We start from the raw sequence: 23,068 nt of genomic DNA on the forward strand, positions 1-23,068 counted from the left end.
CCTCGGTCGACGGCGATGCCGCCCACCGTGGACACCGGCCCGGCTCCCGACGCGGCGTTCTCCCCCGCGCCTGCGCCGGACGCCCCTTGAACCGCAAGACGGCTACGGCTACGGCTACGGCTACGGCTACGGCTACGGCCCAGAGGTACGCCGACGCATCAGGAACCATCGATCCATGATTTCCTGAATTCAGGTTCGCGTGTACTGTTGGGGTGTGCTGACAATCGCCGCTGACATCGAAGTGCTGGCGCGGTTCGGTCGTGCGCTGGCCGACCCCATCCGCTGCCGCATCCTGCTCGCTCTGCGTCAGGCCCCGGCCTACCCGGCCGATCTCGCCGACGCCCTGGAGATCTCCCGTACCCGGCTGTCGAACCACCTGGCCTGCCTGCGGGACTGCGGCCTGGTCGTCACCGTGCCCGACGGCCGGCGCACCCGATACGAACTCGCCGACGAACGCCTCGGGCACGCCTTGGACGACCTCCGGAACGCGGTGGTCGCCGTCGAGGCAGACCGTACCTGCGCGGACGCGGACGAGAAGGGCTGCTGCTGAATGACGGCGACATCCCTCGGACCGAGCCCGGTCCGCCGCGACGCGCTCTCCCGGCGCATACGGTTGCTGGTCGCCGCGACGATCACCTACAACGTCGTCGAGGCCATCGTCGCGATCACCGCCGGCACCCTCGCGTCCTCCACCGCGCTCATCGGCTTCGGACTCGACTCCGTCATCGAGGTCTCCTCCGCCACAGCCGTCGCCTGGCAGTTCTCCGCCCGTGACCACGCCACCCGGGAAGCCCGGGAGAAGCGGACACTGCGGATCATCGCCGTCTCCTTTTTCGCTCTCGCGCTCTACGTCACCGTCGACTCCGTACGCGCGCTCACCGGCACCGGTGAAGCCGGGCACTCGCTCCCGGGCATCGTGCTTGCCGCCCTCTCCCTGGCGGTCATGCCCTTCCTGTCCGCTGCCCAGCGCAAGGCCGGCCGGGAACTCGGCTCCGCTTCCGCCGTCGCCGACTCCCGGCAGACCCTGCTCTGCACGTACCTCTCCGCCGTGCTCCTGGCCGGCCTGCTGGCCAACCTGCTGCTCGGCTGGTCCTGGGCCGACCCGATCGCCGCCCTCGTCATCGCCGCCGTCGCCGTCAAGGAGGGCCGTGACGCCTGGCAGGGCAAGGGCTGCTGCGCGCCCACCACCTCCCCTGAGACGCCGACGGCCGTCACGGAAGCCGACCCTTGCGGCTGCCGCCCCGGTTACTCCCTCGGAGTCAGCAAGAGCCGACTATTGCATGTGCCCTGAAACCGGCCACCGGCGAACGGCCCGTCAGGTGACGGTTGTTCACACGCCGGTCGGGGGCAGCCCGGCGTACCGCTCGTTCACTTGGAACGGCGCTTCGCCGGGCTTCGCTTTCTTCTCCTCGCCGGTGCGGGTGCCGTGGATGACGAAGCGGATGCCGGTCTCGCCGCGGACGGCTCCGCGGAGGACAGCCCAGGCCCCGCCGAAGATCGCACCGAGGACGTCCACCATCCGCTCGCACCCGTGCGCCCGCCCGTACAGGAGGCCGGGACGGCGTCCGGATCTTTGTGGCTTCTGCCAGTACACCGGTCTGCCGGGGCCCGTAGAGACTGCCGACCAGAGGCAGCGGCATGCCACGGGGAGGGAGCCGTGGCCAAGGACATGAGGACGCACAGGGGAGGACAGCACGGTGAGCACGCAGCAGTACGACGAGATCGGTGAGGCGTTCGAGGGTTTCAAGGCCCTGCCGCTGGCGCAGTACGGGGAGGTTCCCAGCTTCCTGGGCATGGTCGGGGACGTGCGCGGCAAGTCGGTCCTCGACCTGGCCTCCGGCACCGGTTTCTACAGCAGGGAGTTCAAGCGGCGTGGCGCCGCGGAGGTGCTCGGAGTCGACATCTCCGGTGAAATGGTCGCTGCGGCGCGGGCGTTCGAGGAGCGCGATCCGCTGGGTGTGCGTTACGAGGTGGGCGATGTGTCCGAACTGCGGCCCCTCGGGCGGTGCTTCGACCTTGCCGCAGGGGTTCAGCTGCTCAACTACGCGCAGGACATCGCCGCCATGGAGCGGATGTGCCGCAATGTGCACCGGAGCCTGGCGCCCGGCGCCGAGTTCTTCGTGCTCGCCCAGTCACCCGACTACCGCTTCGACGGGCCGTCCCTGGACAAGTACGGTTTTCTCTGCGAGCCGACCGGCGAGGAGATCGAGACCGGACCGCGAGTCCGGATCACGGCTCTGCTCGACCCGCCGATCTCGTTCGTCACCGCCTGCCCGCGCCGCGAGGTCTACGAACAGTGTCTGCGGGCGGCCGGATTCGGTGAACTGGCCTGGGTCCCGCTGGAGGTGTCCGACGCCGGCGTGCGCGAGTTCGGTGCGGACTTCTGGGCGGACTGCCTCGCCAACCCCCCACTGGAGATGCTGCGCTGCCGCGCCTGACGACCGACCGGACGTCCCGGTGGCCCGACCTCCGGAATTCGCCCGACCGGAGGCCGGGCCGTCGGCGGCGGGAGGTCCTTCTTCGCCGAACGCAAGGCCGATCCCGCCGGAGTCGGGGTGGAGAGCCTGCCGGCCGAGGTGAACAAACCGCGCCGCCTGCGTGTCCGCCGGCTACCCCTCCGATCTGTTCACGGAGACTTCCGAGAAGACCGTCGAGACCTTGGCGGGCTCGCGCGGCCACCGGACGCACGGGGCGCGGTCACACGGTCACACGGTCACACGGCGAGGTAACCGCCGCCGACCGGGAGCACGGCGCCCGTGATGAACCGCGCGTCGGAACCGCACCGGAAGGAGACGGCTCCGGCGACGTCGGCCGGCTCCCCCCAACATCCCATCGGCGTACGGTCCGTGATCCTGTGGGCCGAGGCGTCGCCCTCCTGCAACTCGGAGGCCAGGGCGGTACGTATCCAGCCGGGCGCGACCGCGTTGACCCGCACCCCGGCCGGCGCCCACGCGACGGCCGGCGCCTTGGTCAGTCGCAGGGCGCCGCCCTTGCTGGCCGTGCAGGCGGGTGCCTTGGGGCCGCCGAAGAACCTCAGCATGGACGCGACGTTGACGACGCGTCCCCGGGTGACGCGCAGCAGGTTCAGCGCTTCGCATCGCGGTCGCGGTCGCGGACATGGTGGACCCGGTTGCCCTGGCGCCGCGTTCGCCGCGTTCGCCGCGTTCGCCGCGTTCGCCGATCGGAACGCGCAGCCGCCCGGCCCGGCGGTGAGGTAGAACTCGGTTGCGAAACGACCCACTTGCCGAGGATCACAGGAGTCAGCGCATGTCACGTCCCGTCACCGTCGTCACAGGCGGCAGTAGAGGTATCGGCGCTGCGACGTGCGTCCGGCTGGCAGCCGACGGACATGATCTGGTCCTGGCGTACGTCAGCAACAGCGCGGCCGCCGAGGAGACCGCGGCCGCCGTGCGCGCGGCGGGGGCCCGCTGCGTCACGGTGCGGGCCGACACCTCCGACGAGGCGGACGTGGAGCGGTTGTTCGACACGGCCGCCGCCGAACTCGGGCAGGTGACCGGACTCGTCAACAACGCCGGCGTGACCGGCCCGCTCGGCAGGCTCACCGACGCCCGCACCGAGGATCTGCGGCGGGTGGTGGAGGTGAACCTCCTGGGCTACCTGCTGTGCTGCCGCCGAGCCGCCCGGGACATGGCGGGTGCGGGATCCGGCGCCGTCGTCAACATCTCCTCGGCGGCGGCCACCCTCGGCAGCCCCGGCGACTATGTCCACTACGCCGCGACCAAGGCGGCCACCGATGCCCTGACTCTCGGTCTCGCCAAGGAACTCGGCCCGGACGGCATCAGGGTCAACGCCGTCGCCCCCGGCATCATCGACACCGAGATGCATGCCGCCATGGGCGACCCCGGCCGCCCGGCCAGGGCGGCTGCCCAGATCCCGCTCGGACGGCCCGGCGAGCCCTCGGAGATCGCCGCCGCGGTCGCCTGGCTCCTGTCGGCCGATGCCTCCTACACCACCGGTACGGTCCTGAGGGTCTCCGGAGGCCGATAAAGCATTCCGGGCACAACGACGGCGCGTTGTGCCCGGAGGGTCCTGCCGCGCAGCGGCCGCACCCGCTCACTGCCCCTGGAAGGGAGGCTGTTGGGGGTACGGGTTCTGCTGGGGGTACGGGTTGGGGTTGTACGGGGGCTGGTTCGGCGGAGCAGAGGGGTACGCCTGGCCCTGCGGAACCGGGTGGTACGCCTGACCCTGCGGAACCGGGTACTGCGGGTGCTGGGGCGGGTAACCCCCCTGGAGGGGTGCCGCGCCGCCACTGCGGTTGCGCCGGCTCAGGATCACTGCGGCGACGATGCCGATGACTACTACGCCTACGATGCCCGCGCCGATGAGGATCATCAATACCATGGGCTGCTTCCATCCTGAAGTTGCCGGCCAGAGGGGTGGTGCGGTGCCGGCCCGGTGTGACCGCGCCGACCGGCGCCCGGTTCAGGGTATGTGATCGCCCGCCCCGGCGGACGGGGGGTTTTCCCCGGTCCGCGCCGGCGGGGGCGGTCAAGGGCTGGTGATCCATCGCAGGACGGCACCGATGGTGGTGTCGTCGAGCATGCTGAGGACGTAGATGGCTTCGAGGTCGCCGGGGAGCGGTGCGATCCCGGTGGTGGTCAGGGCGGCGTGAAGGTCCAGGCGGCGCTTGTCGGCGGCGCTCAGCGTGAAGGGCAGTCGTCGCTCGAGGCCCGGGGCGGGCGGGAAACAGTCCTCGTCCCTCTCGACGGCTCCCGTGTCGTCCTGCTGGTCGAAGTCCTGCAGACCCGGGAAGCGGTACGGGTCGAGTGCCCACTGCGGCGTCCTGACCGGAAGTGCGGAAGCCTCTGTGCCATTGCCGTTCATCGGAATCTCCTGGGTGTCGTCACTGACGGACAGGACTCCCGTGGGGCGACGCCCAGTTGCGTACGGGGCCACCCACCACCCGAATGCCCCCAATAGCATTTCGTCACAATGCAGGACAAGCACCCCCGAGCCGGAGCCCGGCCCGGACAAGAACCTTCCATCTTTTCCAAGATGCGGAATATATTTTCCGTTGTACTGTATCCGGGGGAGGGATCGCACCATGGACATCGAGAAGGCACTGCCACGCCGAGCGGCCGCCGAACTGGTGGGGACCGCGGCTCTGGTGACCGTCGTCATCGGTTCCGGCCTCCAGGCCACCGGGCTCAGCCAGGACGCCGGAGTCCGGCTCCTGGCCAACGCACTGGCCTCGGCGATCGGACTCGGCCTGCTGCTCGTCCTGTTCGGCCCGGTCTCCGGGGCTCACCTCAACCCGGTGATCACCCTGTTCACATGGTGGTCCCGGCGGCCCGACAGGACCGACTTCAGTGGCCGGGAGGCCGGTGTCTACATCGCCGCGCAGCTCACCGGAGCTGTCGCAGGAGCCCTGCTCGCCGAAGCGATGTTCGGCAGGCCGCCCGGTGTCTGGTCCACCCAAGTGCGGTCCGCCGGCCACTTGCTGCTCGGCGAAACGGTCGCCACGGCCGGACTGGTGCTGCTGGTGTACGGGCTGGACCGCATAGGCCGCGCACAACTCGCCCCGGTGGCAGTCGCCTCGTACATCGCCGCAGCGATCTGGTTCACCTCGTCGGGGTCCTTCGCGAATCCCGCGGCGACGGTCGGCCGCTCGCTCACGGACTCCCTCACCGGCATCGCCCCCGGGTCGCTCCCCGGTTTCATCGGCGCCCAGCTCCTCGGCGGCCTCCTCGGCACCGTCCTGGCGACTGTTCTCTACGGACCACCCGCGGCTCGCCCGCTCCCCTCCGGCCTGGTGCTGAGCAACGGTTCGCGAGGCCGGATCTTCTCCCGCCGCGCGTGACGCCTCCTGACGCGACGGCTTGTCAGCCGTCTCCGAGCGCCTCTTCCCGGCACGTGAACGCCTCGCAACTGTGCGACAGCCTCAAGAGGCGGGCCAAGAAGTCCGGGACCGCGGACAGGGCCAGGTCGGCGTCGTGTGCCCTGGCCGTACGGGCAGCACTCAGCAGCGCGCCCAGTCCGGCGCAGTCACAGAACCGCAGGGCCGACAGGTCCACGGTCACGTGCCCGTACCCGGCCAGCGCACCGTGCAGGGCGGCGCGGACCTCCGGGGCGGTCTCGACGTCGAGGTCTCCGGCCACGGCCACCCGGCAGCTGCCGGGCCCGGTGGGGTGGACCACGACGTTGATCATTCCGAGCACTGGGCGCTCCCTCGTGTGGTGATGCGCCGGTACGTCCAAGGGAACGCCCGAACGAACGCGCTGTCCACCACTGGCGGAACAACCGTCCGGCCCCGGCCTGGTCGAGTGGACGGCTCAGCGCCGCCTCGCCGGGGCCGGACAGCGATCGGCGTACACCGTCCCGGGCAGCCCGGGACGCGGCGCCTGGTGTGCGGCAGCGCTGCGACGACGGGCGTGCGGAACCGGAGCGCCTGGGCGCCGGGCAGCCGGACAACCCGGCCCGGGAGCCCGCAGAGACCGCAGAACCCGCGGGAAAACGTCGGCAGGCAGCCGCCCGCGGACGTGGCTAGGGTGGAAATGTGAACGGCTACGCTGCGGTATTCGAGGTCGCCATCACTGCCCAGCGGTCCCTCGGCGGTATGGGCGCAGTGGAGGACATCGGCATCGTGCACGCCGCCGAGACCGACGAGACCGGCCGGGCACCGGAGCGGCAGACGCTGTGCGGTATGGACACCACGAACATGCAGCCGGCGCCGCTCGACCAGCCGGCCACTCCCTGGGACACCTGGATTCCACCTCTCCCCGGCCCGGCGGAGGCCTGCCGGGAGTGCGACCGGCTGGCCTCCGCGCCGCGTCCCTGAGCCGTGGCCCGTCGGCGTCCGGCATCCGCCGTGCGCGCGTCCGCATGTTTGAAAACCCGTCCGAGGTCTACGCGCTCAGACGAAAACATCGTGAACATCGTGCGAGACAAGGAGACATCCATGGGCATCATCGCTTGGATCATCATCGGGCTGCTCGCCGGTCTCATCGCCAAGGCGCTGCTGCCCGGCAAGGACCCCGGAGGCATCATCATCACCATGCTCATCGGTGTAGCGGGTGGATTGCTGGGCGGCTGGCTCGGCAAGGTGATCTTCGGTGTCGACTCCATCGACGGCTTCTTCGAGCTGTCGACATGGATCGCGGCCATCGTCGGATCGCTCATCCTCCTGGTGCTGTACCGCTTGATCACCGGAGGCCGAAACCGGTCACACGCCTGATCCGCCCGGTCCGCCCGGCCCGGGGGGGCTCCGCCGCCGAACCGCTCCGGCTGCGGCGTCTACAGCGTCTCGTTGTCTTCCGGGAAGTCGATGTGCATCGCGGCTTCCTCGGCCGGTGCCGCAGCGCCGTCCATGCCGGCGTCCTGACCCGGTACGCCGGTGTCGCGCTGCGGCGCCGTCCCCTCCAAGAGCTCACCCTCGCCCTCGGGCAGATCGCCGATCTGATCGCCCACCGGCGGCTGCACGTCGGGCACTTCCTCCGCCAGTCGCTGGTCGAGGGTTTCGCCCTCGCGCTGCTCCTCGCCCGTGGTGCCGTGCTTGGTGACCGCCAGCGGCTGATCGGGCGGTGAGTACCCCTCGACCTGCATCTCGTCGGCCTCCCGCCCTCCAAGAGCGTTCTCCATGTCGAGGTCGTCGGTCGGCCGGTTGTCCGCGTCTGAATTCGCGGGCTGGTAGACGTCGTCGCCTCGCGCTGTTTCGTCGGACATTCGTCGGTTCCTCTCCTGCGGAAGGATGTGCGGAAGTTTTCCCTGAAAAGCCGGCGCAGAGGGCAGCAGCCCAAGCACCCCTCGGAGTCGGCGTGTTTCTGCGCGTACCCGGCCCGATACACAACACACCACATTTCTCGCATTTCTCACCGCGTGGCCTCACAGCACAGCGCTAGGAGTCCAGCGTTCGAAGACAAGTGCCCTCATGCGCCGGTGGTCACCCCACGTATTTCCGCGCGGTGGAGGCCCGCTGTGCTTCCTCCGGCGTTCACAGCCTGGCTTCCGGCTCGGTGGACACCGGTTCACGCTGCTTGAGGACCCACGGCAGGCCCGCGGCGGCATGGGCGGAATTCCTCCTGCTCCCTTGCTCACCCGTGCCCCTCGGCGGCGGCAGCGGTGGCGTGCGGGGTCGTAACTTTCCGCGGCGGCCGGGGTCACTCCAGAACTGGCCGTACGGTGTCCTGCTGCCCCATGGCTCGGCGGCCCGCCCGGTCGCCCGCTCGCCCCGCCGCGCCGACACGGCGGTCACCCGCTCGGGGCAGTCGGCGACTGATGCGCCGTCGCCGACTGCCGAGTGCCGGCCCCCGGCTGCGGAAGATCCCTGCCCTGGCCAACCAACATCACCGTACTTACGGTCGAGAAATGAACCTTCGCACAGCTGCGGCTGCCCTGGTACTGGCTGTCGCCGCCTCCGCACAGCTGTCCGGCGTTTCGCAGGCACAGGTCGACCTCGACTGCCGCGACTTCGCCTTCCAGGAGGAGGCACAGGCCGAGTTCGAGCGAGACCCGAGTGACCCCAACCGGCTCGATGAGGACCAAGGGCCGGACGACGGCATCGCCTGCGAGGCCCTGCCCAGCAGGAACAGCGTCGGCACGGCCACCGCCGCCCCCCTCGACACGGCCACCGCCGCCCCCGTCCGGCCCACGGAGCCCGGGCAGGTGACCGTGGCCCCGTCCCGTGGGGTCGACGCCGGCACCGGCAGTACCACAGAGGGAAGCGGCGGCGCCGAGACCGCGTACGGCCTCGGGCTGACAGCCGGAGCCGCCGCTCTGACCGCGGCTTACGTGGTGGCCAAACGCCGTAGGCACCCCAAGCGGCCGACGGAGTAGCCGTCACCGGCCCGACGTCGTCGGCGCCCGACGTCATCGGCGAAGGGGCCCGCCGCTCGTGGCCGCCCGGCCCGGAAGTGCCCATGCCCGCCCGGCGAGCAGCGACGTGGCAGCCGGCAGCAGTACGCCCCGTACGACTGTCGCGTCGGCGAGGACGGCCACGGCCAGTCCCGTACCCAGCGTCCTGTACTCGATGGCGGACGGCGTCACGAAGACCGAGAACACCCCGGTCATGATGACGGCCGCGCTCGTCACGGCCCCCGCGCTCGCCTCGATGCCGGCGACCACGGCCTCGCGGGCGTCCGCACCGGACGACCCGCGTTCGCGGGCGCGGCTGAGGACGAGGACGAGGTAGTCCGTGCTCAGCCCGGACAGGGTGATGAACATGAAGAGGGGCAGCCGGCTCACCACTCCCCCGTACGGGGTGAAGCCGAGCACCGGCTCCGGGCGGCCCTCCTGGAAGACCGAGGCCGGCACCCCGTAGGCCGCGCCGGTCGACAGCAGATCGAACGCGATCGACACCAGCGGGATGGCCAGGGAGCGGAAGGCGACGACCAGCAGGACGAACGCCAGGGCGAGGACGAAGGCGAAGACCAGCGGTGTGCGGCTGTTCACCTGGCGGGCGAAATCGTGCGGTACGGCCGTCTTTCCGGCGACGGCGTGGTCCACGTCGGGCACGGCGGCGCCGAGCGTGGCCGGCAGGGCGGCAGGGCGCGGCCGCGCAGGTGTTCCAGCGCCCGTACCGACGTCGGGTCCGTGCCGGCTCCGGCGAGCGGGACCCGTACCGCCCGGGCGTCGCCGACCGCGACCGAGGTGATCGGCTCCCTCGGCAGGCCGCCGCTGCCGGTGGCCTGCCGGTGGCAGACCGTCGACGGCCTCGTGTACGCCGGGGGTGCCCGCGGAGACCACGGTCCGGGCCGGCGTCGGGGCGCCCGGGGAGTCGGCCCGCATGCGCAGCGCCGAGTCGACCGCGGCTCAACGTGACCGGCCGGTGGCCTCGCGCACGCGCGGAGCGTGGGGGCAGCCACCGGCCGGTGTTGACGCAAGGGCGCTACTGCGGGGGGTAGATGTCCCCGCCGCCCATGCTGCTCGCCTGCTCGCTCTGTTCCTTGAGGCGGCGGGCCTTGTCCTTCAGCCGCTGACGCTGCTCCGGGTCAGTGGCACGCTCCGCGGCCTGCTCCACTTCCTGCGCCATCTGGCGCAGCTGCTGGGCACGACCGCCGGACTCACCTGCAACGCTCATGATCACTCCTCGGGTGAAGGGAAGAGCGGGCGGCACTAGCGAAGCAGTACGCGCGCACCGGCGCATTCCGAACGGTCACCCACCGCTATCCGCGCAGGCCAGGGGCGGGACCCCCGGCAGCCCGGCAAAGAGAGCCGCCCGCGGCGCGTCCGTGCGCCGCGGGCGGGAGGCTCCCGTGGCCCACGTCCGGAGTCCGTGGGCCACGTGCCGGTGGCAGGGGCGGCAGGGGTCGAACCTGCGGCATCCGGTTTTGGAGACCGGCGCTCTGGCCTCTGAGCTACGCCCCTTCGACGAGCGTCAGCTTCGCACTGCCGAGGTGGGACACGCGAGTCATTTTCCCGTGTCGGCTCCCCGGCTTGACGGACGGTCACCCGATCGCAGGAAACCGGCACACGAACACCCGCCCCGGGCGCCCGTCCCCGAGGTCCGCCCCGGCGTCCGCGCCGGGGACGGCCGACGCGCCTACGGTGGTGTACGTGCGCCTGCTGCTGACCTCCGACACCCACCTGCCCACACGCGCCCGGGAACTGCCCGCCGAGCTCCTGGCACGGGCACGGGAAGCCGACGTCGTGATCCATGCCGGCGACTGGGTGGACACGGCCGCCCTCGACCTGCTCGACGCGCACGCGCGGCTCCTCATCGGGGTGTACGGCAACAATGACGGTCCCGAACTGCGGGCGCGGCTGCCCGAAGTGGCGCGGGCCGGGCTCGGTGGGCTGCGCTTCGGCGTCGTACACGAGACCGGAGCCGCTCGGGGGCGGGAGCTCAGGTGTGCGGAGCGCTTCCCCGATCTGGACGTTCTGGTCTTCGGCCACAGCCACATTCCGTGGGACACGACCGCTCCCGGCGGGCTGCGGCTGCTGAACCCGGGCTCGCCGACCGACCGGCGGCGACAGCCCTACTGCACTTGCATGACCGCTGTGGCCGAGGACGGACGACTGAGCGAGGTCCGCCTGCACCGCCTCCCCCGCCGCCGCTGACGCCCCGAGCGGCGCCGCGGCCGCCGCTGCCGCGTCCGCTGTCGCCGGGCTGCCCGGCCACCTCCTTCCGCGGGCGTGGCGCTCGCAGGCGCAGGCGTTTCCTGCCGTTACGTTCCTTCCGGGCAGGCGGGATGAAGCCTGGAACGCCACACCGGACGAGAGACGCGATGAGACTCCGTGCCACTGCCAGTCGGCGACTGGCCCTTCTGCTGACCCTGGTCGCCGGGCTGGGGGTGACCCGGGCTCCGGCACCCGCGGCACACCAGCCAGCGGCGCCGTGCGCGCCTTCCGTGCCCTACCGGTCGGGGGCGTCCGGTTACCACACCTTCCGCATCCCGGCCGCGCTCCACGTGCCCGGGCCCGGCGGTGCGCTGCTCGCCTTCGCCGAGGGCCGGCGGAACTCCGCCGCCGACGACGGCGACATCGATCTGGTCCTGCGGCGCTCGCTCGACGGCGGATGCACCTGGCAGCCGATGCAGTTGGTCGCCGACGCCGGGAAGGACACGGTGGGCAACCCCGTCCCGGTGATCGATCCCCGCAGCGGAGACGTCGTGCTGCTGACCTGCCGGACGATCGGCGGTGCCACGAAGCGGCAAGTGATGTCCGGGAAGGCCGCCGCCTCGGTGCGCCGTGTGTACGTCCAGCGCAGTACCGACGGCGGCAGGACGTGGTCCGGGCAGCGGGACATCACCGGATCGGTCAAGTCCGCGGACTGGCGCTGGTACGCCGTCGGCCCCGGCCACGCGGTCGCCCTGCGGCACGGAAGCCACCGGGGCCGGCTGCTGGTGCCCGCGAACCACAGTTCGGGCACGACGGGACTCAGCGGCGCGCACTCGCTCTACAGCGACGACGGCGGGCACACCTGGCACGTCGGATACGTGAGCGGATCGGTCAGCGGCCCGCTCGCGCTCAACGAGAGCACGCTGGCCGAGCTCCCGGACGGCACGGTCTACGTCAACGCCCGCGACCACGACCGGACGGCCGAGGGAACCCGTGCGGACGCCTACAGCGCCGACGGCGGTCGCACCCTGTCCGTTCCCTTCCGGCCGCAGCCCCAGCTGGCGGGACCGACGGTCCAGGGCAGCGTGCTCCAGGTCTCCGGCCGGCCGGGGAAGGGGCCGTTGCTGTACTCCGGGCCGTCGCACCCGGACAGACGACTCCGGATGCAGGTGCGTGCCAGCGACGACGACGGCCGGTCGTGGCGGCCGGTGTGGTCGGTCTCGGAGGACCCGGCCGGCTACTCGGACCTGGTGCAGACGGGCGCGTCCGCCATCGGCCTGCTCTACGAGACGGGGCCGCTGGCCTCCCACGACACCATCCGCTTCACAGCGCTGCCCCGGGAACACACGGCCGCCTGGCGTGACGGCGGACAACCGTCCGGAGGGTGAAAGCACGAAGACGAAGACGCGGGAGCCCGTGGTCCGGGCCCGGTCGTGTCTGGGACAGCGCGGGCCCGGGTCCGGTCATGCGTGGGACAGCGCGAAGGACACCAGGAACCCGCTGACCGTGATCAGTCCGATCGCCAGATGGGCGTCCTCGAATGCCTCCGGGATCATGGTGTCGGCGATCATCGCCAGGATCGCACCGGCCGCCACTGCCGTCACCGCCGCCACCACTCCGGTCGGCAACCCGCCGACAACGGCGTAACCGAGCACCGCCGAGACCGTGCCGGCGGCGGCGATCGCACTCCAGATGCCGAAGACGTACTTCTTGCTGCGGCCGGCCTTCCGCATCCCCGCGGAACTCGAAAGGCCCTCGGGCACGTTGCTGATGAACACCGCTGCCACCGTCACCGTACTGACGGCCCCGCCGTCGGCCAGGCTGACGCCGATCACCGCCGACTCCGGCACACCGTCCAGCAGGGCGCCCAGTGCCAGGGCCAGGCCGGAACCGGCCTGCTGGGACTCCGACGGCTGGGACTGCCGGTGCCCGGACCGCTTGCGGTGCCGGGCTCCCCGGCGCGCCAGCCACACGTTTCCCGCCGTGTAGGCCACCGCCCCGCCCACCGTCCCCAGCGCCGCCGGAACCAGCCCGGCCTGGTCGTACGCCTCCTGGACCAGCTCGAAGGACACCGCGGACAGGAGCACCCCCGCGCCGAACGCCATGACCGAGGCCACCACCCACTGCGGGACCCGCACCCCGTACCCGAACACCGCTCCGAGCAGGAGAGCCGACCCGGCCACCAGTCCCCACATTCCTGCCTGCACCACTTCACTCATGAGCCCCGTTTACCCCACCAGCGCACATGAACAGCCGGAATGCGGCGCCGCGCACACCAACGGGCCCGCCCGGGGACCGGCCTTTCCCGTTTCCGTTGGCTTCGCAGCGCCCCGGCACGCACACTTGACGGCATGTCGGGCAAGCGAAGCGCGGGGCTCCTCCTCTTCCGGTCCTCGGGAACCGGGGTCGAGGTGCTCATCGGCCACATGGGCGGTCCGTTCTGGACCGGCCGTGACACCGGGGCCTGGTCGATCCCCAAGGGCGAGTACACGCCGGACGAGACGCCCGAGGCGGCCGCTCGCCGGGAGTTCACGGAGGAGCTCGGCCTGCCGGTGCCCGACGGTGAACCGATACCTCTCGGAGAGTCCCGCCAGGCGAGCGGCAAGATCGTCACGGTCTGGGCGGTCGAGGCGGATCTCGATCCCGCCCTGGCGGTCTTCGGGACGTTCACCATGGAGTGGCCGAGGGGGTCGGGTGTCCGGTGCGAGTTCCCCGAGATCGACCAGGTCGCATGGTGCACGCCCGAAAGCGCCCACGACCGGCTCGTGACCGGCCAGCGCGTCTTCCTGGACCGGCTCGCCCGGTACCTGCGGGACAGGCGTCCGCCGTCACCGCCGGACCGCTAGCCTCCGGTCCGTACCCGCCCGGCAGGGGGTCTCCGCGCGGGCAGGTGGCAGTGACGGGCGCCGTACGGCGGGGAGGCGCCGCCCCCTTCGGCGGGTTGCTCCGCGGTGACAGCGGCATGGTGAGGAAGGGCACAGCGGGGCTCCGACGGATGTGCCTTACCGTTGACAAGAAGAAGAGCCGTCGCCTGTGCCGCTGACGGCCTGACCGGCCGGGCCCAGGAGGTCACGGACGGTCCCCTGGCAGGCGAACGCCGAGGACAAGGCCGCGCTGCCCCACAGCCCGGCGCCGCCGCCCCGCCCGACCGATCCCCCCGCCTCCCCCGGTCATCGGACCCCCGGCCAGGGGAACGGGCCGAGAACCGGGCACACAGCCCGCTGTGAGTCCCCGCCGCGCGCCCGCGGCCCCCCGACGGCGATGCCGCTGAGCGCCGCCGGAAGTACCCGGCCACGCCGCGCCCCCACGACACCCCGCTCCGCGCGCCCCACCAGAAGGGTCCTCACCATGAGTGTGCAGACTTCCGTCCACCCCCCGCCCGTGCCCCCTCGCCAGACCGGCAGTGACTTCGCGGAGCTGTCGAAGAAGATCACCGCAGCCGGGTTGATGGGCCGCCGCCCCGGCTACTACACGGTACGTATCGCAGCGATAACGGCCCTCTACGTCGGCGGCTGGGTCGCCTTCGTGCGCGTCGGGGACAGCTGGTGGACCCTGGCGGTCGCCGGTTTCCTCGCCCTGGTCTTCGGCCAGGTCGCACTCGTGACCCACGACATGGCCCACCGCCAGGTGTTCCGGCTGCGCAGGGCCAGCGAGCGGTCCGGGCGGATCGCCGGAAACCTCGGCATCGGGATGGGCTACGGGTGGTGGCAGGACAAGCACACCCGCCACCACGCCAACCCCAACCACGCGGAGCTCGACCCGGACGTCCTGCCCGACGTGCTGGTCTGGTCCCAGGACCAGGCGCGCGCGGCCAAGGGGCTGCCCCGGCTGCTCGGCCGCTCGCAGGCGTTCCTGTTCTTCCCGCTGCTCACGCTGGAAGGCTTCAGCCTGCATGTGGCGGGCGTGCGGGCCCTGGCCAACCGCTCGCTGAAGAACCGTACGCTCGAAGGCACGCTGCTCTTCGCGCACTTCGCGGTCTACCTGGCCGCGCTGTTCCTGGTGCTGCCGCCCGGCATGGCGATCGCCTTCCTGGCCGTCCACCAGGGCCTGTTCGGCGTCTACCTCGGGTCCATCTTCGCCCCCAACCACAAGGGCATGCCGATCCTGACCGGTGACGACCGCCCGGACTTCCTGCGCCGCCAGGTGCTCACCTCACGCAATGTGCGCGGCGGCTGGTTCACCGACCTCATGCTCGGCGGGCTGAACTACCAGATCGAACACCACCTGTTCCCCAGCATGCCCAGCCCCCACCTGCGCCGGGCCCAGGTCATCGTCCGGGACCACTGCCGGGAGCTGGGCGTCGGCTACCTGGAGACCAGCCTGATCACCTCGTACCGGCAGGCGCTCACCAGCCTCCACCGGGCAGGAGCCCCGATCCGCGAGGCCCGCGCCGCCGCGGCCCCGTCCAAGGCGTAGGGCGCCCGCCGGACGCGTGAGGGTGACGGTACTGCCCGTCGCCGGGTCGAAGCGGTGGTTCTCCGCCGCGACGAGCGTGGTGCACGTGGAGCCGTTCGTACTGCCGGGGACGCCCTGGGCGCCCTGGGCGAGGTTGCGGTCGGTCTAGGGGGCGTGCGGGGCCGCTTCGCCCCACTGGGCCCGGGCCCCCTCGAGCGCGGAGCGGTAGGCGGCGTAGCCGTCCTCGTACACCGCGCGCGACGCCCGGCACGGCTCCACGGTGCGAAACGACTGCGGCTCCGTCTCCGGGCCTTCGCCCAGGAAGCGGCGCGCCACCCGTACAGCCCCGAGCGCGCCCACCTCGTTCTCCAGCGGGATGCGGACCGGACGCCCCAGGACGTCGGCGAAGAGCTGCGCCCACGGCCCGGAGCGGGTGCCGCCGCCGCAGGCGGCGAGGGTACCGGTGAGACCGGCGGTCTCCAGGCAGTGGCGGGCGGCGTAACCGATGGCCTCGCACATGGCGCGCACCACGTCGGCGCGGGTGTGCGCGAGCGTGAGTCCGTCGAAGCGGCCCCGGGCCGCCGGGTCCACGAAGGGGGCGCGCTCGCCCGCGCCGGAGAGGAACGGCAGCGCGGTGACGCCCTTCGCGCCCGGCGGGCTGTCGGCGAGCAGGCCGTCGAGGTCGGCCGTGGTGGCGCCGGTGAGGGCGAGGAACCACTCGAGTGCGGCGGTGCCGACCATCGCGGGCATCGCCCGCAGCCAGCGGTCGGGATCCGGGGTGCACAGCCACATGCCGGCCGGTTCGGCGGAGCCGTCCGTCCGGACGCGGTCGGTGAGGACCTGGCAGGCGAGGGTGGTGCCGACGATCAGCAGTCCGTCGCCCATCTCGCGCACGCCGCTGCCTGCCGCGCAGGCCGGCAGGTCGTACGGCCCCGCGGTGAGCGGCAGTCCGGTGGGCAGCCCCAGCAGGCCGGCGCCGTGGGCGTCGAGGGTCAGGACGGTTCCGGGCGCGGCGGGGAGGGGCAGCAGGTGCGCCTGGTCCTCCAGTCCGCAGGCGGCGAGCGCCTTGGTCGAGTACGTGCGGCTCACCGGGTCGAGGAAGGGCAGGGTGGCGTCGGAGGCGTCCACGCTGACGCGGCCGGTGAGGCGCTGGGCGACGGCGTCCACGCAGTAACCGGCGGTGGCCGCGCGGCGCAGGGTCTGCGGCTCGTGCTCCTGGAGGTGGGCGAGGAGCGGGGCGTGGCAGCCGGGGAACATGCCGGAGCCGGTGTGCCCGTACACCTCCTGCACCGTGCCGTCCTCCAGCCAGCGCGCGACGAGGTCCGAGGCCCGGCTGTCCATCCAGGAGATGGCGGGCCGGACCGCGCGGCCGTCCGCGTCGCGCAGCCACAGCCCGTCGCCCTGGCCGGTGAGGGCGAGCGCGGCGGGCGGTCCGGCGAGTGCGGCGGTGGTTTCCCGTATGACCTCGGCGACCGTACGGACGACGTCGTCGGGGTCCTGCTCGACGCGGCCGCCGGGCAGCCGCACCACGCTGCTGCGGCGGGCGGCCGAGGCCAGTGGGGTGCCTTCGCTGCCGAAGGCGACGGCTTTGGTGACGGAGGTGCCGATGTCGACGCCGATGATCACGCTCATGGGCGCGCGGCTTCCTGGACCTCGGGATTGGCCGGGTGGGCGAGCTCCTCCCCGCGGACGAAGCGGCCGGCCTCGGCGGCGGTGATGGCGGCGGCGCGGTGCGCGGTCTGCCGGGTGGCGCCGGCCAGGTGCGGGGCGGTGACGACGTTCGGGGCGTGGTGCAACGGCCAGTCGGCGGGCGGCGGTTCGATGTCGTAGACGTCGAGGGCGAGAGCGCCGAGGCGGCCGCTCCTCAGCAGTCCCGGGAGCGGGGCGTAGTCGAGGAGGCCGCCGCGGGCGGAGTTGACCAGCACCGCGCCCTCGGGGAGCAACTGCAGTCTGGCGGCGTCGATGAGGTGGTGGGTCTCGGGGGTGAGGCGGGCGTGCAGGCTCACCACGCTGCTGCGGCGCAGGAGTTCGTCGAGCCCGACCGGCTCCACGCCCTCCGCGCGGGCGGCCGCCGGGTCGGTGTAGGGGTCGGCGACCAGGACGTGGGAGCCGAAGGCGCGCAGGACGCGGGCGACGATGCGGCCGATGGCGCCGTAGCCGACGAGCCCGACGGTGGCGCCGTCGAGTTCGATGCCTCCCTCGTCGTACGCGTAGAAGTCGCCGCGCCACTTTCCGCGCTTGAGTTCGGCGTCGGCGGTGGTGATGCGGCGCATGGCGGTGAGCATCAGGCCGATGGCGAACTCGGCGGCGGCGGGGGCGTTGCGGCCGGGCGCGAAGGAGACGGCGACGCCGTGGCGGGTGGCGGCGGCGAGGTCGACGTTGACCGGGCCGCCCCGGGAGACGGCGACCATGCGCAGGTCCGGGCAGGCCGTGAAGACCTTCTCGGTGAAGGGCGCCATCTGGGTCACGCAGAGTTCGGCGCCGTCCAGCGCCTCGGCCAGCTGTTCCTCCGTACCGCTCGCCTCCTGGACGTCACCGACCGGGCCGAAGGGCTCGTGCGGCCAGGGCAGGGTGAGTTCGGTGATCTCCGGGGCGGAGCCGAGCTCCTCGCGCAGGGCGGTGCACAGGAGGTCGGGGCGTACGAAATGATCACCGGCGGCAAGGATGCGCATGGGGCGGGGCCCTTCTCGGGGGTCGCGGTGGCGCCGGGCTTCAACAGTGCCGCAGCGTCATTAACACTGGCGCTGATAGATTTAACAGCATTGCTTTGAAGACGCAATGCGCCACCGGCACGGCCCCGGTCCGCGCCGGCCGCTCGCGAGGGAGACGAGGGAGAGATGTCGATGACGTCCCGGCTGTTGCTCGTACGGCACGGAGAGACCGAATGGCACGCGGAGAACCGGTACGCCGGCATCTCCGACGTCGCACTGACCGCGAAGGGGCTGCGGCAGGCACAGGAGCTCGGAAGCTGGGCGAAGCGGCGCCGCGTCGACGCCGTGGCCTGCTCGCCGGTCAGCCGCGCCCGGCTGACCGCCCGGCCCGCCGCCGAGGCTCTCGGTGTGGAGCCGGAGGTCGTCGAAGGGCTGCGCGAAGTGGACTTCGGCTGGGGGGAGGGCCGCACCATCGCGGAGATGGCGGCCGAGGATCCCGAGGCCGTACGGCGCTTCCTGGAGGACGCCGAGCTCGGCGCCTTCGCCGGCTCGGAGCCGCCGTCCGAGGCCGCGGACCGTGCCTCGGTCGCGCTGCGCGGCCTCGCGCGCAAGCACCCGGGCGGCACGGTCCTGGTGGTGGCGCACAACACGCTGCTGCGCATGGCGCTGTGCGCGATGCTCTCGATCCCGGTCGGCCGCTACCGCCTGGTGTTCCCCCGGCTGGACAACGCGGCCGTGACCGAGGTCGAGGTGACGGACACCCACACCGCCCTGCGGTCGCTCAACGTCCCCACCTGGGCACCTCTGTCCGGCGGTACGCGAAACTCGGGCACATGACGACGACCGGCGCGGAAGCCCGCAGGCAGATCATCACCGAGCACGTACTGGAACACGGGACGGCGAGCGGGGCCGAACTCGCGGAGCTCACCCGCGTGAGCCTGATGACGGTCCACCGGGACCTCGACGAGCTGGCCAGGCGCGGGGTGCTGCGCCGCTTCCGGGGCGGGGTCTCCGCGCTGCCGTCGACGGTCTTCGAGTCGAACCTCGACTACCGGCTCGGCGTCAACACCACCGAGAAGGAGGCCATCGCGAGAACCGCCGCCGACCTGGTCGAGCCGGGCATGTCGGTGATGCTGGACGACTCCACGACCGCGCTCGCGCTGGCCCGGCTGCTGGTGGACCACGCCCCGCTGACCGTGGTGACCAATGCCCGGCGGGTCATCGACCTGTTCGCCGGCCGGGAGGACATACGGCTGATCTCGCTGGGCGGGGAGTATTCGCATCCCCACGACTCCTTCCTGGGCGTGCCCTGCCTGGAGGCCATAGAGGCGCTCTCGGTGGACATGGTGCTGGTCTCCACCTCGGCGATGGACGCCCGGATGACGTACCACCAGGAGCAGGACGTGGTGCTGGTCAAGCGGGCGATGCTGGCCTCGGGCACCCGCAAGGTGCTGCTGATGGACCGCACGAAGCTGGCCAGGACCGCGCTGCACCGGCTCGGCCCGCTCGACGACTTCGACCATCTGGTGGTGGACGACGGGGTGGACGGGGACCTGCTGGCCGCACTGAGGGAACGTACGGAGGTCCACGTCGCGGCCACCGGCTGACGGCAAGGCTTCCTAAAATCTTGCGTGTTAATTTCACAGAGGTCATGATGCATTCCCGTCGCGGCTGTACGTCCGCGGGCCATCGGCACCTCACTGTGGAGGCACGAGCAATGAGCAGCACCGCCGCATCCGCCGGACGCACCCCGCCCGCCGGACGTACCCCGCCCGCCGAACGCCGCACGGAGACGGTCTGGGACCGCGCCGGCATCCCCCGGCCTCTCCTCTTCGGCTTCGTCGGCGTCCTGATCTTCATGATCGGCGACGGGGTCGAGTCCGGCTTCATCGCACCGTTCATCGAGGGCAACGGCGCCGGCAGCGAGGTCCGGGCGAGCTATGTGATCACGGCGTACGGCGTCACGGTCATGCTCGCCTCCTGGCTGTCGGGCGCCCTGTCCGAACTGTGGGGCCCGCGGCGGGTGATGCAGATGGGGCTCGCCATCTGGATCGTCTTCGACATCCTGTTCCTCACCCTCGGCGCCGCCCAGGACAACTACACGCTGATGCTGGTCTTCTACGGCCTGCGCGGCTTCGGCTATCCGCTCTTCGCCTTCTCCTTCCTGGTGTGGGTCACCGCGACCGCCCCGGTGGCCCGGCTCGGCGCGGCCGTCGGCTGGTTCTACTTCGCCTTCACCGGCGGCCTGCCCACACTCGGCTCGCTCACCGCGTCCGTCACCAACCCGCTCTTCGGGAAGTTCGGCACGCTGTGGGTCGCGCTGGCCCTGATCGCGATCGGCGGCGCCTTCTGCCTCCTCGGCGTGCGCGAAAGGACCGGGTACTCCCGGCTCGCGCCGCCCGGGGTCAAGCCGGTCCAGTCGCTGGCCCGCAGCCTGTCCGTCGCCTGGACCAACCCGAAGGTCGCCGTCGGCTGCGTCGTACGCGTCATCAACACCGCTCCGCAGTTCGGCCTCTGGGTGATCCTCCCGGCGTTCTTCACCGACGAGATGGGCTTCTCCGACGGCGACTGGCTGCGCCTGCTGTCGATCATGTTCGCCACCAACATCTTCTTCAACCTGCTCTTCGGGGTGGTCAGCGACCGGATCGGCTGGCGCACCACCATCGGCTGGTTCGGCGCGGTCGGCTGCGCGCTGAGCGTCCTCGCCCTGTACTTCGTGCCCAAGCTGCTGACCGACAACTACTGGGTCGCGGTCGGTGTCGGCATGGTGTACGGCGCCACGCTCGCCGGGTTCGTACCGATCTCCGCGCTGATGCCGTCGCTGGCCCCCGAGAACAAGGGGGGCGCGATGGCGCTCCTCAACCTCGGGGCGGGCGGCGCGGCCTTCGTGGGGCCCGCGATCGTCTCGTTGTTCCTCGGCCCACTGGGCCGGGACGGCGTCGTACTGATCTTCGCCGGCCTGTACGTCGTCGCCGCCGTGCTGACGCTCTTCCTGAAGCTGCCGAGGGCGTCGGAGGAGGCCATCGTGCAGGGCAAGTCCCTCCAGGAGGCCGCCGCCGAACCGGTCGCCGCCCGCGCCACCACCTGATCCCGCATCCCCGCCCCCACACCCGCTCCCGCGTCCACGCATGCACGTGTACACGAAAGGACGTCCCGCCATGAGCAGCACCGTCGGCGCACCCCGCTCCCCCACCCCCGTCGTGGCCGGCATCGACGTGGCCACCGCCGCGGTGAGAGTGGTGTGCGCCGACGCCCGGGGGCGGGTCCTCGCCGAGGGGCGGGCGCCGCTGCCCCAGCCGGTACGCGGCGCGGGAGGCCACAGCGAGCAGGACGCCCGCGCCTGGTGGCCCGCGACCGCCGCCGCCCTGCGGCAGGCCACGGCCGCACTGCCCGGCGGCGGCCGGGAGGTCCTGGCGGTCGCCGTGTCCGCCACCTCCGGGACACTGGTCCTGGCGGACGCGGACGGAGAACCCGTGGGCCCGGCCCTGATGTACGACGACCGGCGGGCCGCCGGCCTCAACGCCGAGGCGCAGGGGCTGGGCGCGCCGCGGTGGCGGGCCCTGGGCCTGGCCGTCGGCCCGACGGCCGCGCTCGGAAAGCTCGTCTGGTACGCGAACCGCTCCCGCCCCGGCCAACTCCTCCTGCACACCCCGGACCTGCTCGGCCGCAGACTGACCGGGCACCCGGTGGCCACCGATTGGAGTCACGCGCTCAAGACCGGCTACGACCCGCGCGCGGGCGAATGGGCCATCGAGGTGTTCGACGCCTTCGACGTACCCTCCGGCCTGCTGCCCGCCGTGCGGGCCCCCGGCACGGAGGCCGGCACGGTCTCGGCGCGGGCGGCGGCCGAGACCGGTCTGCCCGTCGGCTGCCGGGTCCGACTCGGCATGACGGACGGGTGCGCGGGCCAGATCGCCACGGGCGCCGTGGAGCCAGGACAGTTCGTGGGCGTACTGGGAACGACGTACGTCCTCAAGGGCGTCACCCGGGAGCTGGTCACCGATCCGGCGGGCGCCCTCTACAGCCACCGCCACCCCGACGGCTGGTGGCTGCCGGGCGGCGCCTCGAACACCGGCGGCGAGGCCCTCGCCTCGGTGGACCCGGCCCGCCTGCCCGGCCTGGACGCGGCGGCGGACTCCCGTGGCCCGGCTTCGTACCTGGACTACCCGCTGCGCCGTGAGGGCGAGCGGTTCCCGTTCGTCTGCGGCGAGGCGCGCGGTTTTCGCACCGGGACGCCGCGGGACGAGGCCGACCGGCACCGGGCGGCCCTGGAGGGCGTGGCCTTCCTGGAGCGCCTCGCCCTGGAACACGTCCAGGCGCTGGGCGTCGAGGTGCGGGGCCCCCTGCACGCGGCGGGCGGCGGCAGCCGCAGCGACCTGTGGTCCCGGATCCGCGCCACGGTCCTGGACAGGCCGCTGCGCGTCGCCGAACGGGCCGAGACCGCGTTCGGAGCGGCCCTGCTCGCCGCCGCCGGCACCCTCCACCCGGACCTCTCCGCGAGCGCGGCGGCGATGACGGCGGCGGGGCGGCAGATCGATCCGGTGGAGCGGGAGCGGGCGGCGCTGGACGAGTCCTACGAGGGATTCGTCGCGCAGCTGCGCGCACGGGGCTGGCTGGCCCCGCGCCGGGTCCAGCCGGATGAGGACCATTCGGATGCGGACCACGCGGATGCGGAGCGCACGGGGTGCGGAGACCCTGGAGGGGTGGGGGCGACACAGCGAGGAGGCTGACCCATGTCGATGATGGACAAGCTCAAGCAGAAGCTGAAGGGCCACGAGGCCCAGACAGGAAAGGGCATCGACAAGGCGGGCGACACCGTCGACGACAGGACCAAGGGCAAGTACAGCGGCCACGTCGACACCGCCCAGGAGAAGCTCAGGGACGAGTTCGGCGGGGACCCGGGCCGGGACCAGGACCGGCCGCCCCAGACCTGAGTGCGCGGGGGCCGCCTGCACGTAGTCGTTCTGTTTGGCGGTGATGACCGAACCGCGGGCGATACGGGCGAT

At 72.2% G+C, this 23,068-nt stretch carries 29 protein-coding genes and 1 tRNA gene; 18 read left to right on the top strand and 12 right to left on the bottom strand.

Annotated elements, in window-relative coordinates; genetic code table 11:
- Positions 1-214 precede the first annotated feature (214 nt).
- Both ACWDZ4_RS32050 and ACWDZ4_RS32055 read left to right on the top strand, forming a co-directional pair.
- Positions 215-550 carry an ArsR/SmtB family transcription factor gene (locus ACWDZ4_RS32050; RefSeq protein ID WP_451511897.1) on the top strand — a complete coding sequence of 112 codons (336 nt, stop codon included), beginning with the start codon at positions 215-217 and terminating at the stop codon, positions 548-550.
- On the top strand, positions 551-1,291 hold the full coding sequence (locus ACWDZ4_RS32055; RefSeq protein ID WP_451511898.1) for a cation transporter: 741 nt from the start codon (positions 551-553) through the stop codon (positions 1,289-1,291). It begins immediately after the preceding gene.
- 39 nt (positions 1,292-1,330) lie between these two features.
- Here the strand turns inward: ACWDZ4_RS32055 and ACWDZ4_RS32060 are convergent, their stop codons facing one another.
- Positions 1,331-1,519 carry a hypothetical protein gene (locus ACWDZ4_RS32060; RefSeq protein ID WP_451511899.1) on the bottom strand — a complete coding sequence of 63 codons (189 nt, stop codon included), beginning with the start codon at positions 1,517-1,519 and terminating at the stop codon, positions 1,331-1,333.
- Positions 1,520-1,697: 178 nt separating this feature from the next.
- Here ACWDZ4_RS32060 and ACWDZ4_RS32065 point away from each other — a divergent pair, with 178 nt between their 5' ends.
- The gene (locus ACWDZ4_RS32065) at positions 1,698-2,438 is read left to right on the top strand and encodes a class I SAM-dependent methyltransferase (protein WP_451511900.1); all 741 of its coding nucleotides are present in this window, start codon (positions 1,698-1,700) and stop codon (positions 2,436-2,438) included.
- Between the two features lie 275 nt (positions 2,439-2,713).
- Here ACWDZ4_RS32065 and ACWDZ4_RS32070 read toward each other — a convergent pair whose 3' ends face one another.
- Positions 2,714-3,274: an SDR family NAD(P)-dependent oxidoreductase gene (locus ACWDZ4_RS32070; RefSeq protein WP_451511901.1), complete on the bottom strand. Its 561-nt coding sequence runs from the start codon at positions 3,272-3,274 to the stop codon at positions 2,714-2,716.
- Between ACWDZ4_RS32070 and ACWDZ4_RS32075 the strand changes: the two genes are divergently transcribed.
- The gene (locus ACWDZ4_RS32075) at positions 3,268-4,008 is read left to right on the top strand and encodes an SDR family NAD(P)-dependent oxidoreductase (RefSeq protein ID WP_451511902.1); all 741 of its coding nucleotides are present in this window, start codon (positions 3,268-3,270) and stop codon (positions 4,006-4,008) included. The genes ACWDZ4_RS32070 and ACWDZ4_RS32075 overlap by 7 nt on opposite strands.
- Positions 4,009-4,074: 66 nt before the next feature.
- On the opposite strand, the gene ACWDZ4_RS32080 is transcribed toward ACWDZ4_RS32075, so the two are convergent.
- Both ACWDZ4_RS32080 and ACWDZ4_RS32085 read right to left on the bottom strand, forming a co-directional pair.
- Positions 4,075-4,362, bottom strand: a complete 288-nt coding sequence (locus tag ACWDZ4_RS32080) for a hypothetical protein (protein WP_451511903.1) — start codon at positions 4,360-4,362, stop codon at positions 4,075-4,077.
- A 147-nt stretch (positions 4,363-4,509) separates the two neighbouring features.
- Positions 4,510-4,845, bottom strand: a complete 336-nt coding sequence (locus ACWDZ4_RS32085) for a hypothetical protein (RefSeq protein WP_451511904.1) — start codon at positions 4,843-4,845, stop codon at positions 4,510-4,512.
- Positions 4,846-5,065: 220 nt separating this feature from the next.
- On the opposite strand from ACWDZ4_RS32085, the gene ACWDZ4_RS32090 reads away from it, so the two are divergent.
- Positions 5,066-5,821 (top strand): aquaporin, encoded by a 756-nt coding sequence (locus ACWDZ4_RS32090; protein WP_451511905.1) that lies wholly within the window; start codon positions 5,066-5,068, stop codon positions 5,819-5,821.
- Between the two features lie 22 nt (positions 5,822-5,843).
- Here ACWDZ4_RS32090 and ACWDZ4_RS32095 read toward each other — a convergent pair whose 3' ends face one another.
- Positions 5,844-6,170, bottom strand: coding sequence for an STAS domain-containing protein (locus tag ACWDZ4_RS32095; RefSeq protein WP_451511923.1), 327 nt, complete (start codon positions 6,168-6,170; stop codon positions 5,844-5,846).
- Between the two features lie 347 nt (positions 6,171-6,517).
- Between ACWDZ4_RS32095 and ACWDZ4_RS32100 the strand changes: the two genes are divergently transcribed.
- Together ACWDZ4_RS32100 and ACWDZ4_RS32105 are read left to right on the top strand one after the other, a co-directional pair.
- A complete protein-coding gene (locus tag ACWDZ4_RS32100; RefSeq protein WP_451511906.1) occupies positions 6,518-6,799 on the top strand; it encodes a hypothetical protein in 282 nt (93 codons plus the stop codon).
- Between the two features lie 120 nt (positions 6,800-6,919).
- A complete protein-coding gene (locus ACWDZ4_RS32105; RefSeq protein ID WP_451511907.1) occupies positions 6,920-7,195 on the top strand; it encodes a GlsB/YeaQ/YmgE family stress response membrane protein in 276 nt (91 codons plus the stop codon).
- A 59-nt stretch (positions 7,196-7,254) separates the two neighbouring features.
- Here the strand turns inward: ACWDZ4_RS32105 and ACWDZ4_RS32110 are convergent, their stop codons facing one another.
- The gene (locus tag ACWDZ4_RS32110; RefSeq protein WP_451511908.1) at positions 7,255-7,683 is read right to left on the bottom strand and encodes a DUF5709 domain-containing protein; all 429 of its coding nucleotides are present in this window, start codon (positions 7,681-7,683) and stop codon (positions 7,255-7,257) included.
- Between the two features lie 642 nt (positions 7,684-8,325).
- Here ACWDZ4_RS32110 and ACWDZ4_RS32115 point away from each other — a divergent pair.
- A complete protein-coding gene (locus tag ACWDZ4_RS32115; RefSeq protein WP_451511909.1) occupies positions 8,326-8,793 on the top strand; it encodes a hypothetical protein in 468 nt (155 codons plus the stop codon).
- A 33-nt stretch (positions 8,794-8,826) separates the two neighbouring features.
- On the opposite strand, the gene ACWDZ4_RS32120 is transcribed toward ACWDZ4_RS32115, so the two are convergent.
- From ACWDZ4_RS32120 to ACWDZ4_RS32130, 3 genes are all read right to left on the bottom strand, one after another.
- The gene (locus ACWDZ4_RS32120) at positions 8,827-9,471 is read right to left on the bottom strand and encodes an MMPL family transporter (RefSeq protein WP_451511910.1); all 645 of its coding nucleotides are present in this window, start codon (positions 9,469-9,471) and stop codon (positions 8,827-8,829) included.
- A gap of 373 nt (positions 9,472-9,844) precedes the next feature.
- A complete protein-coding gene (locus tag ACWDZ4_RS32125) occupies positions 9,845-10,036 on the bottom strand; it encodes a DUF6381 family protein (RefSeq protein ID WP_344494135.1) in 192 nt (63 codons plus the stop codon).
- A 211-nt stretch (positions 10,037-10,247) separates the two neighbouring features.
- Positions 10,248-10,323, bottom strand: a tRNA-Trp gene (locus tag ACWDZ4_RS32130).
- A gap of 189 nt (positions 10,324-10,512) precedes the next feature.
- Here ACWDZ4_RS32130 and ACWDZ4_RS32135 point away from each other — a divergent pair.
- Positions 10,513-11,016 carry a metallophosphoesterase family protein gene (locus ACWDZ4_RS32135; protein ID WP_451511911.1) on the top strand — a complete coding sequence of 168 codons (504 nt, stop codon included), beginning with the start codon at positions 10,513-10,515 and terminating at the stop codon, positions 11,014-11,016.
- A gap of 290 nt (positions 11,017-11,306) precedes the next feature.
- Complete coding sequence (locus ACWDZ4_RS32140; protein WP_451511912.1) at positions 11,307-12,404, top strand: sialidase family protein; 1,098 nt, start codon at positions 11,307-11,309, stop codon at positions 12,402-12,404.
- Between the two features lie 75 nt (positions 12,405-12,479).
- On the opposite strand, the gene ACWDZ4_RS32145 is transcribed toward ACWDZ4_RS32140, so the two are convergent.
- Positions 12,480-13,235: a ZIP family metal transporter gene (locus ACWDZ4_RS32145; protein ID WP_451511913.1), complete on the bottom strand. Its 756-nt coding sequence runs from the start codon at positions 13,233-13,235 to the stop codon at positions 12,480-12,482.
- Between the two features lie 132 nt (positions 13,236-13,367).
- On the opposite strand from ACWDZ4_RS32145, the gene ACWDZ4_RS32150 reads away from it, so the two are divergent.
- The 3 genes from ACWDZ4_RS32150 (at position 13,368) to ACWDZ4_RS32160 (ending at position 15,580) form a co-directional block, all read left to right on the top strand.
- Positions 13,368-13,862: an NUDIX domain-containing protein gene (locus ACWDZ4_RS32150; RefSeq protein ID WP_451511914.1), complete on the top strand. Its 495-nt coding sequence runs from the start codon at positions 13,368-13,370 to the stop codon at positions 13,860-13,862.
- A gap of 502 nt (positions 13,863-14,364) precedes the next feature.
- Positions 14,365-15,432 carry a fatty acid desaturase family protein gene (locus ACWDZ4_RS32155; protein WP_451511915.1) on the top strand — a complete coding sequence of 356 codons (1,068 nt, stop codon included), beginning with the start codon at positions 14,365-14,367 and terminating at the stop codon, positions 15,430-15,432.
- 22 nt (positions 15,433-15,454) lie between these two features.
- Positions 15,455-15,580, top strand: a complete 126-nt coding sequence (locus ACWDZ4_RS32160) for a hypothetical protein (protein WP_451511916.1) — start codon at positions 15,455-15,457, stop codon at positions 15,578-15,580.
- Here the strand turns inward: ACWDZ4_RS32160 and ACWDZ4_RS32165 are convergent.
- Both ACWDZ4_RS32165 and ACWDZ4_RS32170 read right to left on the bottom strand, forming a co-directional pair.
- Positions 15,577-17,043 (bottom strand): FGGY family carbohydrate kinase, encoded by a 1,467-nt coding sequence (locus ACWDZ4_RS32165; RefSeq protein WP_451511917.1) that lies wholly within the window; start codon positions 17,041-17,043, stop codon positions 15,577-15,579. The genes ACWDZ4_RS32160 and ACWDZ4_RS32165 overlap by 4 nt on opposite strands.
- Positions 17,040-18,083: a 2-hydroxyacid dehydrogenase gene (locus tag ACWDZ4_RS32170; RefSeq protein ID WP_451511918.1), complete on the bottom strand. Its 1,044-nt coding sequence runs from the start codon at positions 18,081-18,083 to the stop codon at positions 17,040-17,042. Before ACWDZ4_RS32170 ends, ACWDZ4_RS32165 begins: the two co-directional genes overlap by 4 nt.
- 171 nt (positions 18,084-18,254) lie before the next feature.
- Between ACWDZ4_RS32170 and ACWDZ4_RS32175 the strand changes: the two genes are divergently transcribed.
- The 5 genes from ACWDZ4_RS32175 (at position 18,255) to ACWDZ4_RS32195 (ending at position 22,996) form a co-directional block, all read left to right on the top strand.
- Positions 18,255-18,899: a histidine phosphatase family protein gene (locus ACWDZ4_RS32175; protein ID WP_451511924.1), complete on the top strand. Its 645-nt coding sequence runs from the start codon at positions 18,255-18,257 to the stop codon at positions 18,897-18,899.
- The gene (locus ACWDZ4_RS32180; protein ID WP_451511919.1) at positions 18,896-19,669 is read left to right on the top strand and encodes a DeoR/GlpR family DNA-binding transcription regulator; all 774 of its coding nucleotides are present in this window, start codon (positions 18,896-18,898) and stop codon (positions 19,667-19,669) included. The genes ACWDZ4_RS32175 and ACWDZ4_RS32180 overlap by 4 nt, the downstream gene beginning before the upstream one ends.
- 110 nt (positions 19,670-19,779) lie before the next feature.
- Positions 19,780-21,150, top strand: a complete 1,371-nt coding sequence (locus ACWDZ4_RS32185) for an MFS transporter (RefSeq protein ID WP_451511920.1) — start codon at positions 19,780-19,782, stop codon at positions 21,148-21,150.
- Between the two features lie 70 nt (positions 21,151-21,220).
- On the top strand, positions 21,221-22,792 hold the full coding sequence (locus ACWDZ4_RS32190) for an FGGY-family carbohydrate kinase (RefSeq protein ID WP_451511921.1): 1,572 nt from the start codon (positions 21,221-21,223) through the stop codon (positions 22,790-22,792).
- 3 nt (positions 22,793-22,795) lie between these two features.
- A complete protein-coding gene (locus ACWDZ4_RS32195) occupies positions 22,796-22,996 on the top strand; it encodes an antitoxin (RefSeq protein ID WP_451511922.1) in 201 nt (66 codons plus the stop codon).
- Positions 22,997-23,068: the final 72 nt, after the last annotated feature.

The sequence above is a fragment of the Streptomyces sp. NPDC003016 genome, assembly GCF_053591455.1.

Excerpts from the sequence above, each read along its gene's own strand:
- ACWDZ4_RS32055 (WP_451511898.1), top strand. The coding sequence starts at position 551 with ATGACGGCGACATCCCTCGGACCGAGCCCGGTCCGCCGCGACGCGCTC.
- ACWDZ4_RS32060 (WP_451511899.1), bottom strand. The coding sequence starts at position 1,519 with ATGGTGGACGTCCTCGGTGCGATCTTCGGCGGGGCCTGGGCTGTCCTC.
- ACWDZ4_RS32075 (WP_451511902.1), top strand. The coding sequence starts at position 3,268 with ATGTCACGTCCCGTCACCGTCGTCACAGGCGGCAGTAGAGGTATCGGC.
- ACWDZ4_RS32080 (WP_451511903.1), bottom strand. The coding sequence starts at position 4,362 with ATGGTATTGATGATCCTCATCGGCGCGGGCATCGTAGGCGTAGTAGTC.
- ACWDZ4_RS32085 (WP_451511904.1), bottom strand. The coding sequence starts at position 4,845 with ATGAACGGCAATGGCACAGAGGCTTCCGCACTTCCGGTCAGGACGCCG.
- ACWDZ4_RS32090 (WP_451511905.1), top strand. The coding sequence starts at position 5,066 with ATGGACATCGAGAAGGCACTGCCACGCCGAGCGGCCGCCGAACTGGTG.
- ACWDZ4_RS32095 (WP_451511923.1), bottom strand. The coding sequence starts at position 6,170 with ATGATCAACGTCGTGGTCCACCCCACCGGGCCCGGCAGCTGCCGGGTG.
- ACWDZ4_RS32105 (WP_451511907.1), top strand. The coding sequence starts at position 6,920 with ATGGGCATCATCGCTTGGATCATCATCGGGCTGCTCGCCGGTCTCATC.
- ACWDZ4_RS32110 (WP_451511908.1), bottom strand. The coding sequence starts at position 7,683 with ATGTCCGACGAAACAGCGCGAGGCGACGACGTCTACCAGCCCGCGAAT.
- ACWDZ4_RS32115 (WP_451511909.1), top strand. The coding sequence starts at position 8,326 with ATGAACCTTCGCACAGCTGCGGCTGCCCTGGTACTGGCTGTCGCCGCC.
- ACWDZ4_RS32125 (WP_344494135.1), bottom strand. The coding sequence starts at position 10,036 with ATGAGCGTTGCAGGTGAGTCCGGCGGTCGTGCCCAGCAGCTGCGCCAG.
- ACWDZ4_RS32145 (WP_451511913.1), bottom strand. The coding sequence starts at position 13,235 with ATGAGTGAAGTGGTGCAGGCAGGAATGTGGGGACTGGTGGCCGGGTCG.
- ACWDZ4_RS32150 (WP_451511914.1), top strand. The coding sequence starts at position 13,368 with ATGTCGGGCAAGCGAAGCGCGGGGCTCCTCCTCTTCCGGTCCTCGGGA.
- ACWDZ4_RS32155 (WP_451511915.1), top strand. The coding sequence starts at position 14,365 with ATGAGTGTGCAGACTTCCGTCCACCCCCCGCCCGTGCCCCCTCGCCAG.
- ACWDZ4_RS32165 (WP_451511917.1), bottom strand. The coding sequence starts at position 17,043 with ATGAGCGTGATCATCGGCGTCGACATCGGCACCTCCGTCACCAAAGCC.
- ACWDZ4_RS32170 (WP_451511918.1), bottom strand. The coding sequence starts at position 18,083 with ATGCGCATCCTTGCCGCCGGTGATCATTTCGTACGCCCCGACCTCCTG.
- ACWDZ4_RS32175 (WP_451511924.1), top strand. The coding sequence starts at position 18,255 with ATGACGTCCCGGCTGTTGCTCGTACGGCACGGAGAGACCGAATGGCAC.
- ACWDZ4_RS32180 (WP_451511919.1), top strand. The coding sequence starts at position 18,896 with ATGACGACGACCGGCGCGGAAGCCCGCAGGCAGATCATCACCGAGCAC.
- ACWDZ4_RS32185 (WP_451511920.1), top strand. The coding sequence starts at position 19,780 with ATGAGCAGCACCGCCGCATCCGCCGGACGCACCCCGCCCGCCGGACGT.
- ACWDZ4_RS32190 (WP_451511921.1), top strand. The coding sequence starts at position 21,221 with ATGAGCAGCACCGTCGGCGCACCCCGCTCCCCCACCCCCGTCGTGGCC.
- ACWDZ4_RS32195 (WP_451511922.1), top strand. The coding sequence starts at position 22,796 with ATGTCGATGATGGACAAGCTCAAGCAGAAGCTGAAGGGCCACGAGGCC.